General features: G+C 46.8%; 4 protein-coding genes, 11 tRNA genes and 5 rRNA genes. 2 read left to right on the plus strand and 18 right to left on the minus strand.

The annotated features are described in order from the left end of the window. The first annotated feature begins 12 nt into the window (after positions 1 to 12). Complete coding sequence (locus MHI34_RS06670; protein WP_340812392.1) at positions 13 to 678, plus strand: O-methyltransferase; 666 nt, start codon at positions 13 to 15, stop codon at positions 676 to 678. A gap of 240 nt (positions 679 to 918) precedes the next feature. Here MHI34_RS06670 and aceB read toward each other — a convergent pair whose 3' ends face one another. Together aceB and aceA are read right to left on the minus strand one after the other, a co-directional pair. Further along, complete coding sequence (gene aceB / locus MHI34_RS06675) at positions 919 to 2,517, minus strand: malate synthase A (protein ID WP_271912042.1); 1,599 nt, start codon at positions 2,515 to 2,517, stop codon at positions 919 to 921. 112 nt (positions 2,518 to 2,629) lie between these two features. Further along, on the minus strand, positions 2,630 to 3,913 hold the full coding sequence (gene aceA / locus MHI34_RS06680) for an isocitrate lyase (RefSeq protein WP_036122155.1): 1,284 nt from the start codon (positions 3,911 to 3,913) through the stop codon (positions 2,630 to 2,632). Positions 3,914 to 4,127: 214 nt separating this feature from the next. On the opposite strand from aceA, the gene MHI34_RS06685 reads away from it, so the two are divergent. Further along, positions 4,128 to 4,799, plus strand: a complete 672-nt coding sequence (locus MHI34_RS06685; protein WP_058843785.1) for a LytTR family DNA-binding domain-containing protein — start codon at positions 4,128 to 4,130, stop codon at positions 4,797 to 4,799. A gap of 218 nt (positions 4,800 to 5,017) precedes the next feature. Here the strand turns inward: MHI34_RS06685 and rrf (MHI34_RS06690) are convergent. From rrf (MHI34_RS06690) to MHI34_RS06765, 16 genes are all read right to left on the minus strand, one after another. After that, positions 5,018 to 5,133: ribosomal RNA gene (rrf, locus tag MHI34_RS06690) — 5S ribosomal RNA — on the minus strand. A 186-nt stretch (positions 5,134 to 5,319) separates the two neighbouring features. After that, positions 5,320 to 8,247, minus strand: a 23S ribosomal RNA gene (locus MHI34_RS06695). A gap of 214 nt (positions 8,248 to 8,461) precedes the next feature. Then, positions 8,462 to 8,537 (minus strand) — tRNA-Ala (locus MHI34_RS06700). 12 nt (positions 8,538 to 8,549) lie between these two features. Further along, a tRNA-Ile gene (locus MHI34_RS06705) sits at positions 8,550 to 8,626 on the minus strand. Positions 8,627 to 8,720: 94 nt separating this feature from the next. Further along, positions 8,721 to 10,272 (minus strand): 16S ribosomal RNA (locus MHI34_RS06710). Positions 10,273 to 10,419: 147 nt separating this feature from the next. After that, positions 10,420 to 10,495, minus strand: a tRNA-Ala gene (locus MHI34_RS06715). 16 nt (positions 10,496 to 10,511) lie between these two features. Then, positions 10,512 to 10,588: transfer RNA gene (locus MHI34_RS06720), tRNA-Pro, on the minus strand. Positions 10,589 to 10,595: 7 nt separating this feature from the next. After that, positions 10,596 to 10,672, minus strand: a tRNA-Arg gene (locus MHI34_RS06725). Positions 10,673 to 10,680: 8 nt separating this feature from the next. Further along, a tRNA-Leu gene (locus MHI34_RS06730) sits at positions 10,681 to 10,769 on the minus strand. Between the two features lie 5 nt (positions 10,770 to 10,774). Next, a tRNA-Gly gene (locus tag MHI34_RS06735) sits at positions 10,775 to 10,849 on the minus strand. Between the two features lie 35 nt (positions 10,850 to 10,884). Further along, positions 10,885 to 10,969, minus strand: a tRNA-Leu gene (locus MHI34_RS06740). 17 nt (positions 10,970 to 10,986) lie between these two features. Next, positions 10,987 to 11,062: transfer RNA gene (locus MHI34_RS06745), tRNA-Lys, on the minus strand. A 7-nt stretch (positions 11,063 to 11,069) separates the two neighbouring features. After that, positions 11,070 to 11,145, minus strand: a tRNA-Thr gene (locus tag MHI34_RS06750). Positions 11,146 to 11,148: 3 nt separating this feature from the next. Further along, positions 11,149 to 11,224: transfer RNA gene (locus tag MHI34_RS06755), tRNA-Val, on the minus strand. Between the two features lie 10 nt (positions 11,225 to 11,234). Then, positions 11,235 to 11,350: ribosomal RNA gene (gene rrf, locus MHI34_RS06760) — 5S ribosomal RNA — on the minus strand. 113 nt (positions 11,351 to 11,463) lie between these two features. Then, a 23S ribosomal RNA gene (locus tag MHI34_RS06765) occupies positions 11,464 to 14,391 on the minus strand. Together the 16S, 23S and 5S rRNA genes with 11 tRNA genes alongside form the textbook arrangement of a ribosomal RNA operon. Positions 14,392 to 14,655: the final 264 nt, after the last annotated feature.

The following is a 14,655-nucleotide window of genomic DNA, read 5'->3' on the forward strand; positions in this document are numbered from 1 at the left end:
GAGGACTGTATCATGACAGAGTTAAATGTTTGGAAAAATGTAGATGACTATTTTATGGATAAGCTTCTACCAGAAAACGAACACCTTGATGCTGTACTACAGGCTAATAAAGAAGCAGGTATTCCAGAGATAGATGTATCCCCTACTCAAGGGAAACTATTATATTTACTAGCTAAAATAAAAGGAGCAGCAACTATTTTAGAAATTGGCACACTTGGTGGCTATAGCAGTATTTGCTTAGCGCAGGCTCTTCCTAAAGAAGGGAAAGTAGTGACTTTAGAAATTAATGAAGAGTTTGCCTTAGTTGCTCAGCAAAATATAGAGAGGTCTGGCTATAAGGAACAGGTTGAGATCATTTTAGGAAACGCCTTAGATTCATTACCAAACTTGAAAAAAGCAGGCCATTTATTTGACTTTATTTTTATTGATGCCGATAAGCCTAATAACCCCGCTTACTTGAGGTGGGCGTTAAAACTAGCTCATCCAGGCGCCATCATCATCGCGGATAATGTAGTTCGTAATGGTGCGGTAACTGATGAAATTAGTGAAGATGAACGTGTCAGAGGCGTACAGCAATTTATAGATTTACTAAAAGAGGAACCTAGAATTGAAGCAACAGCTATACAAACAGTTGGTGTGAAGGGGTATGACGGCTTCGTACTAGCCATTGTAAACTAAGACGGAAAAAAATCCGCGTAAACTGCTGCAGCAGCTACGCGGATTTATTTCAAAAAAGATGCCCTACAGCTCCCCATCTAAGCTAATAAGACATCTTTTCCCCCTTAAAACCTCTTAACTTTTATTTAGACCCCTTTTAATTCGATCATGCTTATCTCTTTCATTTAACGGGGGAACAGACCCCGTCACGTTATGTTAGTAGAATTAGGAAAGTTGAATATGTTAATAGTAGATTTTATCTTATGCTAATTTTTCATACCCTGGAAGTGTCAAGAATTCCGCGAACTCATCTTGCTCAATTAAAGATTTAAACAGTTCAGCAGCTTCTTCATAGCGACCACTGTTATAGGCTTGTTCCCCAACAGCCTCTTTAATTTTCACAAGCTCTTCTTCCAATATCTCTAAGACAAACGCTAACGTAATGCCACGTCCATCATCTAAAATACCTTTAGGATGACGAATCCATTGCCATACTTGTGTTCGAGAGATTTCTGCTGTTGCAGCATCCTCCATCAAGTTATTTATAGGTGCAGCACCGTTACCACGAAGCCATGAAGCAATATACTGTACACCAACACTGCAGTTAATACGAAGACCTTCAAGCGTAATTGTCCCTTCTGGTACAGCTACTAAATCTTCTGCCTTTACATGTACATCTTCGCGTTTTTTATGAATTTGGTTAGGAGTTGTCATAATAGCATCAAATTGCTCCATTGCAGTTGCCACCATACCTGGATGTGCTACCCAAGTACCATCATGTCCCTCTGTTGCCTCACGACGTTTATCTTCTGCAACCTTTGCAAATGCCACCGCATTCGCCTCATCATCATTTTTAACAGGAATTTGTGCAGCCATACCGCCCATTGCTGGTGCATTTCGCTTATGACATGTCTGTATACATAAAGACGTATAAGCCTTCATGAAAGGTACAGTCATCGTTACTTGGCCACGATCTGGTAAAATAACGTCAGCTTGATTGCGAAGACGTTTAATATAACTGAAAATATAATCCCAACGGCCACAATTCAGACCAGCTGAATGTTCACGTAGCTCATATAAAATTTCATCCATCTCAAACGCTGCTAAAATCGTTTCAATCAAAACAGTAGCTTTTATAGTCCCTTGTGGGATGCCAATATAATCTTGGGCAAACACAAAGATATCATTCCATAGACGAGCCTCTAAATGACTTTCAAGCTTCGGTAAATAGAAGTATGGCCCAGTACCTTGTGCTAGTGCATTTTTCGCATTATGGAATAGATATAACCCAAAATCAAAGAAACTCCCTGAGATCGGCTCTCCATCAACAAGCACATGCTTCTCAAGCAGATGTAAGCCTCGCGGTCGAACTAACAGCACTGCTGTTTCAGTATTTAATGTATACGTTTTACCATTGGAGGCTTGCGTAAACTCAATCGTCTTATTAATAGCATCACGCATATTAATTTGACCACCAATCATATTTTCCCACGTTGGAGAGGATGCATCCTCAAAGCAAGCCATAAACATTTTTGCACCAGAGTTTAAAGCATTAATCACCATTTTTCGATCAACAGGACCTGTAATCTCGACACGGCGATCTTGCAAGTCCTTTGGAAGTGGTGCAATTGTCCAATCACCTTCACGAATACCTTTAGTCTCTGGTAAGAAATCCAGTTTCTCTCCTGTATCAAGACGATTTTGTCTTTCCTGGCGAGCGTTCAACAGCTCCTTACGACGAGCATCAAAATTTTTATGCAAGGCAAGAACAAACTCAAGAGCTTCAGGTGTTAAAACTTCCTTCGTTTGCTCGTTTTGTTCTCCAACAATTTTAAGCTTACCTGTCGTTGCCTGTTCCATTAGTTGTTTACCCACCTTTGCTATTTTAGTTTCGTCATCCTCCGCCTTAGGAGGAGCGGAGGAGACTACTCTATGATTATGAATTTAGGAAAACACGTAATTCAATCAAGACTTATACAAACTGTTCAGTTTCAGTTGAACCTGCCATTGCCGTTGTAGAAGAAGTACCTCCAGAGATAACTTGAGAAATTTCATCAAAGTATCCAGTACCTACCTCACGTTGGTGGCGTGTAGCTGTATAGCCTTTTGATTCTGAAGCAAACTCAGCTTGTTGCAGCTTAGAATATGCAGCCATACCATTATCTTTATAATCGTGTGCAAGCTCAAACATAGAGTGGTTTAGTGCATGGAAACCTGCTAATGTTACAAACTGGAATTTATAACCTAGCTTACCAAGCTCACGTTGATACTCTGCAATTTCCTCTTCTGAAAGGTTTGCTTTCCAGTTGAATGATGGTGAACAGTTGTATGCAAGCATTTTACCAGGGAACTCTGCATGAATGGCCTCAGCAAATTCACGAGCTTCTTCTAGTGATGGTTTAGAAGTTTCACACCAAATTAAGTCTGCATATGGTGCGTAAGCTAAACCACGAGCAATTGCTTGTTTAATACCTGCTTTTGTACGGAAGAAACCTTCAGGTGTACGTTCACCAGTTATGAACTCCGCATCACGTGGATCAATATCTGAAGTAACCATATCCGCAGCATCGGCATCTGTACGCGCAATTAAAATTGTATCTACGCCCATAACGTCTGTTGCTAAACGAGCAGCCACTAAGTTACGAACAGCGTTTTGCGTTGGCAGTAAAACTTTACCGCCTAGATGTCCACATTTCTTTTCTGAAGCTAATTGATCTTCTAAGTGCACACCAGCTGCACCAGCTTCAATCATGCCTTTTACAAGCTCAAATACGTTTAGAGGACCACCAAAACCTGCTTCAGCATCTGCTACGATTGGTGCAAACCAGTCAAATTGATCGACACGTCCTTCAGCATGATCAATTTGATCGGCACGTTGAAGTGCTTGGTTGATTCTTTTTACTACTGCTGGTACAGAGTTAGCAGGATATAACGATTGGTCAGGATACATTTGACCAGAAAGATTTGCATCCGCAGCCACTTGCCAGCCTGATAGATAGATAGCCTTTAATCCAGCCTTTACTTGTTGTACCGCCTGATTACCTGTTAATGCCCCCAATGCATTAATGAATGGTTCTTCACGTAACGAATTCCAAAGTCGAGTAGCACCTTTTTGCGCCAATGTTTGTTCAATTATCACAGTGCCCTGTAATTTAACAACCTCTTCAGCTGAATATGTGCGTTCAATACCAGCCCAGCGTGGGTTTTCAGCCCATTGTTTTTCTAAAGCTTCGATTCTTTCTTGACGAGTTGACATATTGAAATTCCACCTTCCCCTTTGTGTACAATATACTCTGTTAAAAAACTTTTAATTAACTGTTCCATAACAGGTTTATTTGTTGTAAATTAATATATAACAGAGTGTTTGAATTTTCATTATTTTTGGATAAAAGACCATTTTTTCAGGATGAAACTACTTTTTTGAGCGATAAAATTTGGAAGACTGTTTACAAACAAGGGGGATATTCACAATGAACAATGAGTTAAAATCTTTTGGAAATGATATTTCACAACAGTATATTTTAATGTTGCAAGACTGGGTTCCTGCGAATTCATCCATTGCAATTGCTGTTGAACATTCTTATATTTATTTTCACCCAGGTCATCAAGATATTCAGTTAAAGATAGGTCAACAAGTAATGCCTGGGAGTATTGCAGAGCAAGTGTTACGCACTCACAAAAAAACAGATGCCATATTAGATAATTCTTTATTCAATACGCCCTATTATGGCATTGGCTATCCCATATCCATTCAAGATAAGCCAGCTGCATTAGTTGTTATCTTACCATCCACATTCACTATGAAAAAAGCAGAGCCATTCCAATTTTTAACGGGGAAACAAGAGGAGGAGTGGAATCCAGTAGCAATAAGTAAAATATCTCATATAGAAAGTCTGCAGAAAAAAACTTGGTTTTATGTAGATAAAGAACAGTTTAAAACGGGGATTACACTAAAAGAGCTGCAATTAAGGTTGCCACCATACTTTATTCGTATTCATAGATCCTATATTGTAAATATACATTTCATAAAAAAAATGGCCCGAGATCTAACATCAAATTTTATTATTACATTAACCGATGGAAGTGAATTGCCAGTGAGTCAATCCTATATCAATAATCTTCGAAGTGCTCTTGAATTTTAAGTGCGAAGACTGTCTTTTCAATTATTTTTGTAACGAAAGCAAAGAATCACTCCTCTATAGGGGATAATCATTGCTTATTTTGTTGCTATTTTTAGCAGATGTTCACATGTGATGAATCAAGCTAAATCATCAAGCGGATGTCACAGATTTGAGCTTGAAAAATCTAACTAGAAGAACCAAAAAAGACCAGAGAAATTATTCTCTGGTCTTTCACAATTGCCTAGCGACGTCCTACTCTCACAGGGGGAAGCCCCCAACTACCATCGGCGCTAAAGAGCTTAACTTCCGTGTTCGGTATGGGAACGGGTGTGACCTCTTTGCCATCATCACTAGACTATGGTCGGCTTTCAATATACATCGTATTTCTTCGTCAGCTTCTGTCGTTCAGTCAGTCACGTACTTGAGTACGCTCCTTCCCTCTCTCCATTGCTTCCTCGAACTACTCGTATCTTGAAACCCTTCATAAAAGAAATTATTCTTTCAAAACTGGATAAACGGTTCATTGAATGGTTCAAACATTTTGGTTAAGTCCTCGATCGATTAGTATTCGTCAGCTCCATGTGTCACCACACTTCCACCTCGAACCTATCTACCTCATCGTCTTTGAGGGATCTTACTTACTTGCGTAATGGGAAATCTCATCTTGAGGGGGGCTTCATGCTTAGATGCTTTCAGCACTTATCCCGTCCACACATAGCTACCCAGCGATGCCTTTGGCAAGACAACTGGTACACCAGCGGTGTGTCCATCCCGGTCCTCTCGTACTAAGGACAGCTCCTCTCAAATTTCCTACGCCCACGACGGATAGGGACCGAACTGTCTCACGACGTTCTGAACCCAGCTCGCGTACCGCTTTAATGGGCGAACAGCCCAACCCTTGGGACCGACTACAGCCCCAGGATGCGATGAGCCGACATCGAGGTGCCAAACCTCCCCGTCGATGTGGACTCTTGGGGGAGATAAGCCTGTTATCCCCGGGGTAGCTTTTATCCGTTGAGCGATGGCCCTTCCATGCGGAACCACCGGATCACTAAGCCCGTCTTTCGACCCTGCTCGACTTGTAGGTCTCGCAGTCAAGCTCCCTTGTGCCTTTACACTCTACGAATGATTTCCAACCATTCTGAGGGAACCTTTGGGCGCCTCCGTTACCTTTTAGGAGGCGACCGCCCCAGTCAAACTGTCCGCCTGACACTGTCTCCTGCCCCGCTAAGGGGCATGGGTTAGAATTTCAATACAACCAGGGTAGTATCCCACCGACGCCTCCTTCGAAGCTGGCGCTCCGAGATCTCTGGCTCCTACCTATCCTGTACAAGTTGTACCAAAATTCAATATCAGGCTACAGTAAAGCTCCACGGGGTCTTTCCGTCCTGTCGCGGGTAACCTGCATCTTCACAGGTACTATAATTTCACCGAGTCTCTCGTTGAGACAGTGCCCAGATCGTTACGCCTTTCGTGCGGGTCGGAACTTACCCGACAAGGAATTTCGCTACCTTAGGACCGTTATAGTTACGGCCGCCGTTTACTGGGGCTTCAATTCGCAGCTTCGCTTGCGCTAACCACTCCTCTTAACCTTCCAGCACCGGGCAGGCGTCAGCCCCTATACGTCACCTTACGGTTTTGCAGAGACCTGTGTTTTTGCTAAACAGTCGCCTGGGCCTATTCACTGCGGCTCTCATGCGCTTGCACGCTCAAGAGCACCCCTTCTCCCGAAGTTACGGGGTCATTTTGCCGAGTTCCTTAACGAGAGTTCTCTCGCACACCTTAGGATTCTCTCCTCGACTACCTGTGTCGGTTTGCGGTACGGGCACCTCTCACCTCGATAGAGGCTTTTCTTGGCAGTGTGAAATCAGGAACTTCGTCCATACGGACTCGCCATCACAGCTCAACGTTACAGTGTGCGGATTTGCCTACACACACGCCTTACTGCTTGGACGCGCATAACCAACAGCGCGCTTACCCTATCCTACTGCGTCCCCCCATTTCTCAAACGGTGAGGAGGTGGTACAGGAATATCAACCTGTTGTCCATCGCCTACGCCTATCGGCCTCGGCTTAGGTCCCGACTAACCCTGAGCGGACGAGCCTTCCTCAGGAAACCTTAGTCATACGGTGGACGGGATTCTCACCCGTCTTTCGCTACTCATACCGGCATTCTCACTTCTAAGCGCTCCACCAGTCCTTCCGGTCTGACTTCAACGCACTTAGAACGCTCTCCTACCACTGACATCGTAGATGTCAATCCACAGCTTCGGTGAATCGTTTAGCCCCGATACATTTTCGGCGCAGCGTCACTCGACCAGTGAGCTATTACGCACTCTTTAAATGATGGCTGCTTCTAAGCCAACATCCTGGTTGTCTGTGCAACGCCACATCCTTTTCCACTTAACGATTACTTTGGGACCTTAGCTGGTGGTCTGGGCTGTTTCCCTTTTGACTACGGATCTTATCACTCGCAGTCTGACTCCCGTGTATAAATATCTGGCATTCGGAGTTTGTCTGAATTCGGTAAACCGGGATGGCCCCCTAGTCCAAACAGTGCTCTACCTCCAGTATTCTCATCACGAGGCTAGCCCTAAAGCTATTTCGGAGAGAACCAGCTATCTCCAAGTTCGATTGGAATTTCTCCGCTACCCACACCTCATCCCCGCACTTTTCAACGTGCGTGGGTTCGGGCCTCCAGTAAGTGTTACCTTACCTTCACCCTGGACATGGGTAGATCACCTGGTTTCGGGTCTACGACCACGTACTATTTCGCCCTATTCAGACTCGCTTTCGCTGCGGCTCCGCCTTCTAAAGCTTAACCTCGCACGTAATCGTAACTCGCCGGTTCATTCTACAAAAGGCACGCTATCACCCATTAACGGGCTCTAACTACTTGTAGGCACACGGTTTCAGGATCTCTTTCACTCCCCTTCCGGGGTGCTTTTCACCTTTCCCTCACGGTACTGGTTCACTATCGGTCACTAGGTAGTATTTAGCCTTGGGAGATGGTCCTCCCGGATTCCGACGGAATTTCACGTGTTCCGCCGTACTCAGGATCCACTCAGGAGAGAACGAACTTTCGACTACAGGGCTTTTACCTGCTCTGGCGGACCTTTCCAAGTCGCTTCATCTAACTCGCTCTTTTGTAACTCCGTATTGAGTGTCCTACAACCCCAAGAGGCAAGCCTCTTGGTTTGGGCTCTTCCCGTTTCGCTCGCCGCTACTCAGGGAATCGATTTTTCTTTCTCTTCCTCCAGGTACTTAGATGTTTCAGTTCCCTGGGTCTGCCTTCAAGACGCTATGTATTCACGTCAAGATACTACGCCATTAAACGTAGTGGGTTCCCCCATTCGGAAATCTCCGGATCAAAGCTCACTTACAGCTCCCCGAAGCATATCGGTGTTAGTGCCGTCCTTCTTCGGCTCCTAGTGCCAAGGCATTCGCCGTGCGCCCTTAATAACTTAACCTAACGGCTTTCAATACACATCACATTTCGTTGTCAGCTTCACTCGTTCAATCAGTCACGTACTCAAGTACGCTCCTTCATTCACTCGATTGCTTCCTAGAACTGCTCGTGTCTTGAAACCTTCTAATGTTATTAAGCCTATAAAAAAACTTAAAAAATAAATGTGTTTGTTACAATTTCAATGTCGTTTTATCCAGTTTTCAAAGAACAAAGATTGGTGGAGCCTAGCGGGATCGAACCGCTGACCTCCTGCGTGCAAGGCAGGCGCTCTCCCAGCTGAGCTAAGGCCCCAAGAGGTATATATGGTGGGCCTAAATGGACTCGAACCATCGACCTCACGCTTATCAGGCGTGCGCTCTAACCAGCTGAGCTATAGGCCCTCTTGGAAGTTTTATATTATTTAATAAACCTTCAAAACTGAACGCAAAACGTAATCTTACAAACCCTAGGTTTGTATTCCGAAATAATCCTTAGAAAGGAGGTGATCCAGCCGCACCTTCCGATACGGCTACCTTGTTACGACTTCACCCCAATCATCTATCCCACCTTCGGCGGCTGGCTCCAAAAGGTTACCTCACCGACTTCGGGTGTTACAAACTCTCGTGGTGTGACGGGCGGTGTGTACAAGGCCCGGGAACGTATTCACCGCGGCATGCTGATCCGCGATTACTAGCGATTCCGGCTTCATGTAGGCGAGTTGCAGCCTACAATCCGAACTGAGAACGACTTTATCGGATTAGCTCCCTCTCGCGAGTTGGCAACCGTTTGTATCGTCCATTGTAGCACGTGTGTAGCCCAGGTCATAAGGGGCATGATGATTTGACGTCATCCCCACCTTCCTCCGGTTTGTCACCGGCAGTCACCTTAGAGTGCCCAACTAAATGATGGCAACTAAGATCAAGGGTTGCGCTCGTTGCGGGACTTAACCCAACATCTCACGACACGAGCTGACGACAACCATGCACCACCTGTCACCGTTGCCCCCGAAGGGGAAACTATATCTCTACAGTGGTCAACGGGATGTCAAGACCTGGTAAGGTTCTTCGCGTTGCTTCGAATTAAACCACATGCTCCACCGCTTGTGCGGGCCCCCGTCAATTCCTTTGAGTTTCAGTCTTGCGACCGTACTCCCCAGGCGGAGTGCTTAATGCGTTAGCTGCAGCACTAAGGGGCGGAAACCCCCTAACACTTAGCACTCATCGTTTACGGCGTGGACTACCAGGGTATCTAATCCTGTTTGCTCCCCACGCTTTCGCGCCTCAGTGTCAGTTACAGACCAGATAGTCGCCTTCGCCACTGGTGTTCCTCCAAATCTCTACGCATTTCACCGCTACACTTGGAATTCCACTATCCTCTTCTGCACTCAAGTCTCCCAGTTTCCAATGACCCTCCACGGTTGAGCCGTGGGCTTTCACATCAGACTTAAGAAACCACCTGCGCGCGCTTTACGCCCAATAATTCCGGACAACGCTTGCCACCTACGTATTACCGCGGCTGCTGGCACGTAGTTAGCCGTGGCTTTCTAATAAGGTACCGTCAAGGTACAGCCAGTTACTACTGTACTTGTTCTTCCCTTACAACAGAGTTTTACGAACCGAAATCCTTCTTCACTCACGCGGCGTTGCTCCATCAGGCTTTCGCCCATTGTGGAAGATTCCCTACTGCTGCCTCCCGTAGGAGTCTGGGCCGTGTCTCAGTCCCAGTGTGGCCGATCACCCTCTCAGGTCGGCTACGCATCGTCGCCTTGGTGAGCCGTTACCTCACCAACTAGCTAATGCGCCGCGGGCCCATCCTATAGCGACAGCCGAAACCGTCTTTCAGTGTTTCACCATGAGGTGAAACAGATTATTCGGTATTAGCCCCGGTTTCCCGGAGTTATCCCAAACTATAAGGTAGGTTGCCCACGTGTTACTCACCCGTCCGCCGCTAACGTCGAAGGAGCAAGCTCCTTCTCTGTTCGCTCGACTTGCATGTATTAGGCACGCCGCCAGCGTTCGTCCTGAGCCAGGATCAAACTCTCCATAAAAGAAATTTGAATAGCTCAAATTGTTTTGCTGGCATCAATTTTGATGTCCAAAATTTTGTTTTGTTCACTAACCGAAGTTAGTTACTGAAAACTTTATTGATTACGTTTTGCTTGTTCAGTTTTCAAGGTTCATTTAATAAATCGAATTGGTGGAGCCTAGCGGGATCGAACCGCTGACCTCCTGCGTGCAAGGCAGGCGCTCTCCCAGCTGAGCTAAGGCCCCATATATTTTTAGGAAATGGTCGGGAAGACAGGATTCGAACCTGCGACCCCTTGGTCCCAAACCAAGTGCTCTACCAAGCTGAGCTACTTCCCGTTCTTTTTGGCGCGCCCGACAGGAGTCGAACCCATAACCTTCTGATCCGTAGTCAGACGCTCTATCCAATTGAGCTACGGGCGCATTAAAAATGGTGCCGAGGACCGGAATCGAACCGGTACGGTAGTCACCTACCGCAGGATTTTAAGTCCTGTGCGTCTGCCAGTTCCGCCACCCCGGCACATTTGGAGCGGAAGACGAGGTTCGAACTCGCGACCCCCACCTTGGCAAGGTGGTGTTCTACCACTGAACTACTTCCGCATGTGCATAAGTTTTTTTATCTGGCAATGAAATAATGGTGCGGGTGAAGGGAGTCGAACCCCCACGCCTTGCGGCGCTAGATCCTAAGTCTAGTGCGTCTGCCAATTCCGCCACACCCGCTTATTATTATTTAAAAATGGTGAGCCATGAAGGACTCGAACCTTCGACCCTCTGATTAAAAGTCAGATGCTCTACCAACTGAGCTAATGGCTCTAAAAAATGGTGCCGGCTATAGGAATCGAACCCACGACCTACTGATTACAAGTCAGTTGCTCTACCTGCTGAGCTAAACCGGCATATGGTGGAGGATGACGGGCTCGAACCGCCGACCCTCTGCTTGTAAGGCAGATGCTCTCCCAGCTGAGCTAATCCTCCTGGGTAATATGCCTAGCGATGTCCTACTCTCACAGGGGGAAGCCCCCAACTACCATCGGCGCTAAAGAGCTTAACTTCCGTGTTCGGTATGGGAACGGGTGTGACCTCTTTGCCATCATCACTAGACTTTTAAAAGACAAGATTTATTATAACTTATTTCGTTATAAATGCAAGCTTTTTTTAAACTTTCTTGTTCTTTCAAAACTGGATAAACGGTTCATTGAATGGTTCAAACATTTTTGGTTAAGTCCTCGATCGATTAGTATTCGTCAGCTCCATGTGTCACCACACTTCCACCTCGAACCTATCTACCTCATCGTCTTTGAGGGATCTTACTTACTTGCGTAATGGGAAATCTCATCTTGAGGGGGGCTTCATGCTTAGATGCTTTCAGCACTTATCCCGTCCACACATAGCTACCCAGCGATGCCTTTGGCAAGACAACTGGTACACCAGCGGTGTGTCCATCCCGGTCCTCTCGTACTAAGGACAGCTCCTCTCAAATTTCCTACGCCCACGACGGATAGGGACCGAACTGTCTCACGACGTTCTGAACCCAGCTCGCGTACCGCTTTAATGGGCGAACAGCCCAACCCTTGGGACCGACTACAGCCCCAGGATGCGATGAGCCGACATCGAGGTGCCAAACCTCCCCGTCGATGTGGACTCTTGGGGGAGATAAGCCTGTTATCCCCGGGGTAGCTTTTATCCGTTGAGCGATGGCCCTTCCATGCGGAACCACCGGATCACTAAGCCCGTCTTTCGACCCTGCTCGACTTGTAGGTCTCGCAGTCAAGCTCCCTTGTGCCTTTACACTCTACGAATGATTTCCAACCATTCTGAGGGAACCTTTGGGCGCCTCCGTTACCTTTTAGGAGGCGACCGCCCCAGTCAAACTGTCCGCCTGACACTGTCTCCTGCCCCGCTAAGGGGCATGGGTTAGAATTTCAATACAACCAGGGTAGTATCCCACCGACGCCTCCTTCGAAGCTGGCGCTCCGAGATCTCTGGCTCCTACCTATCCTGTACAAGTTGTACCAAAATTCAATATCAGGCTACAGTAAAGCTCCACGGGGTCTTTCCGTCCTGTCGCGGGTAACCTGCATCTTCACAGGTACTATAATTTCACCGAGTCTCTCGTTGAGACAGTGCCCAGATCGTTACGCCTTTCGTGCGGGTCGGAACTTACCCGACAAGGAATTTCGCTACCTTAGGACCGTTATAGTTACGGCCGCCGTTTACTGGGGCTTCAATTCGCAGCTTCGCTTGCGCTAACCACTCCTCTTAACCTTCCAGCACCGGGCAGGCGTCAGCCCCTATACGTCACCTTACGGTTTTGCAGAGACCTGTGTTTTTGCTAAACAGTCGCCTGGGCCTATTCACTGCGGCTCTCATGCGCTTGCACGCTCAAGAGCACCCCTTCTCCCGAAGTTACGGGGTCATTTTGCCGAGTTCCTTAACGAGAGTTCTCTCGCACACCTTAGGATTCTCTCCTCGACTACCTGTGTCGGTTTGCGGTACGGGCACCTCTCACCTCGATAGAGGCTTTTCTTGGCAGTGTGAAATCAGGAACTTCGTCCATACGGACTCGCCATCACAGCTCAACGTTACAGTGTGCGGATTTGCCTACACACACGCCTTACTGCTTGGACGCGCATAACCAACAGCGCGCTTACCCTATCCTACTGCGTCCCCCCATTTCTCAAACGGTGAGGAGGTGGTACAGGAATATCAACCTGTTGTCCATCGCCTACGCCTATCGGCCTCGGCTTAGGTCCCGACTAACCCTGAGCGGACGAGCCTTCCTCAGGAAACCTTAGTCATACGGTGGACGGGATTCTCACCCGTCTTTCGCTACTCATACCGGCATTCTCACTTCTAAGCGCTCCACCAGTCCTTCCGGTCTGACTTCAACGCACTTAGAACGCTCTCCTACCACTGACATCGTAGATGTCAATCCACAGCTTCGGTGAATCGTTTAGCCCCGATACATTTTCGGCGCAGCGTCACTCGACCAGTGAGCTATTACGCACTCTTTAAATGATGGCTGCTTCTAAGCCAACATCCTGGTTGTCTGTGCAACGCCACATCCTTTTCCACTTAACGATTACTTTGGGACCTTAGCTGGTGGTCTGGGCTGTTTCCCTTTTGACTACGGATCTTATCACTCGCAGTCTGACTCCCGTGTATAAATATCTGGCATTCGGAGTTTGTCTGAATTCGGTAAACCGGGATGGCCCCCTAGTCCAAACAGTGCTCTACCTCCAGTATTCTCATCACGAGGCTAGCCCTAAAGCTATTTCGGAGAGAACCAGCTATCTCCAAGTTCGATTGGAATTTCTCCGCTACCCACACCTCATCCCCGCACTTTTCAACGTGCGTGGGTTCGGGCCTCCAGTAAGTGTTACCTTACCTTCACCCTGGACATGGGTAGATCACCTGGTTTCGGGTCTACGACCACGTACTATTTCGCCCTATTCAGACTCGCTTTCGCTGCGGCTCCGCCTTCTAAAGCTTAACCTCGCACGTAATCGTAACTCGCCGGTTCATTCTACAAAAGGCACGCTATCACCCATTAACGGGCTCTAACTACTTGTAGGCACACGGTTTCAGGATCTCTTTCACTCCCCTTCCGGGGTGCTTTTCACCTTTCCCTCACGGTACTGGTTCACTATCGGTCACTAGGTAGTATTTAGCCTTGGGAGATGGTCCTCCCGGATTCCGACGGAATTTCACGTGTTCCGCCGTACTCAGGATCCACTCAGGAGAGAACGAACTTTCGACTACAGGGCTTTTACCTGCTCTGGCGGACCTTTCCAAGTCGCTTCATCTAACTCGCTCTTTTGTAACTCCGTATTGAGTGTCCTACAACCCCAAGAGGCAAGCCTCTTGGTTTGGGCTCTTCCCGTTTCGCTCGCCGCTACTCAGGGAATCGATTTTTCTTTCTCTTCCTCCAGGTACTTAGATGTTTCAGTTCCCTGGGTCTGCCTTCAAGACGCTATGTATTCACGTCAAGATACTACGCCATTAAACGTAGTGGGTTCCCCCATTCGGAAATCTCCGGATCAAAGCTCACTTACAGCTCCCCGAAGCATATCGGTGTTAGTGCCGTCCTTCTTCGGCTCCTAGTGCCAAGGCATTCGCCGTGCGCCCTTAATAACTTAACCTAACGGCTTTCAATACACATCACATTTCGTTGTCAGCTTCACTCGTTCAATCAGTCACGTACTAAAAGTACGCTCCTTCATTCACTCGATTGCTTCCTAGAACTGCTCGTGTCTTGAAACCCTCTTAATGTTATTAAGCCTATAAAAAAACTTAAAAAATAAATGTGTTTGTTACAATTTCAATGTCGTTTTATCCAGTTTTCAAAGAACAAGTTTTGAAGCTTTTCATTCAAGAAAGAATGAACCTTCAAAACTGAACGCAAA

Source organism: Lysinibacillus sp. FSL L8-0126, assembly GCF_038630385.1.
GTDB lineage: Bacteria > Bacillota > Bacilli > Bacillales_A > Planococcaceae > Lysinibacillus > Lysinibacillus fusiformis_D.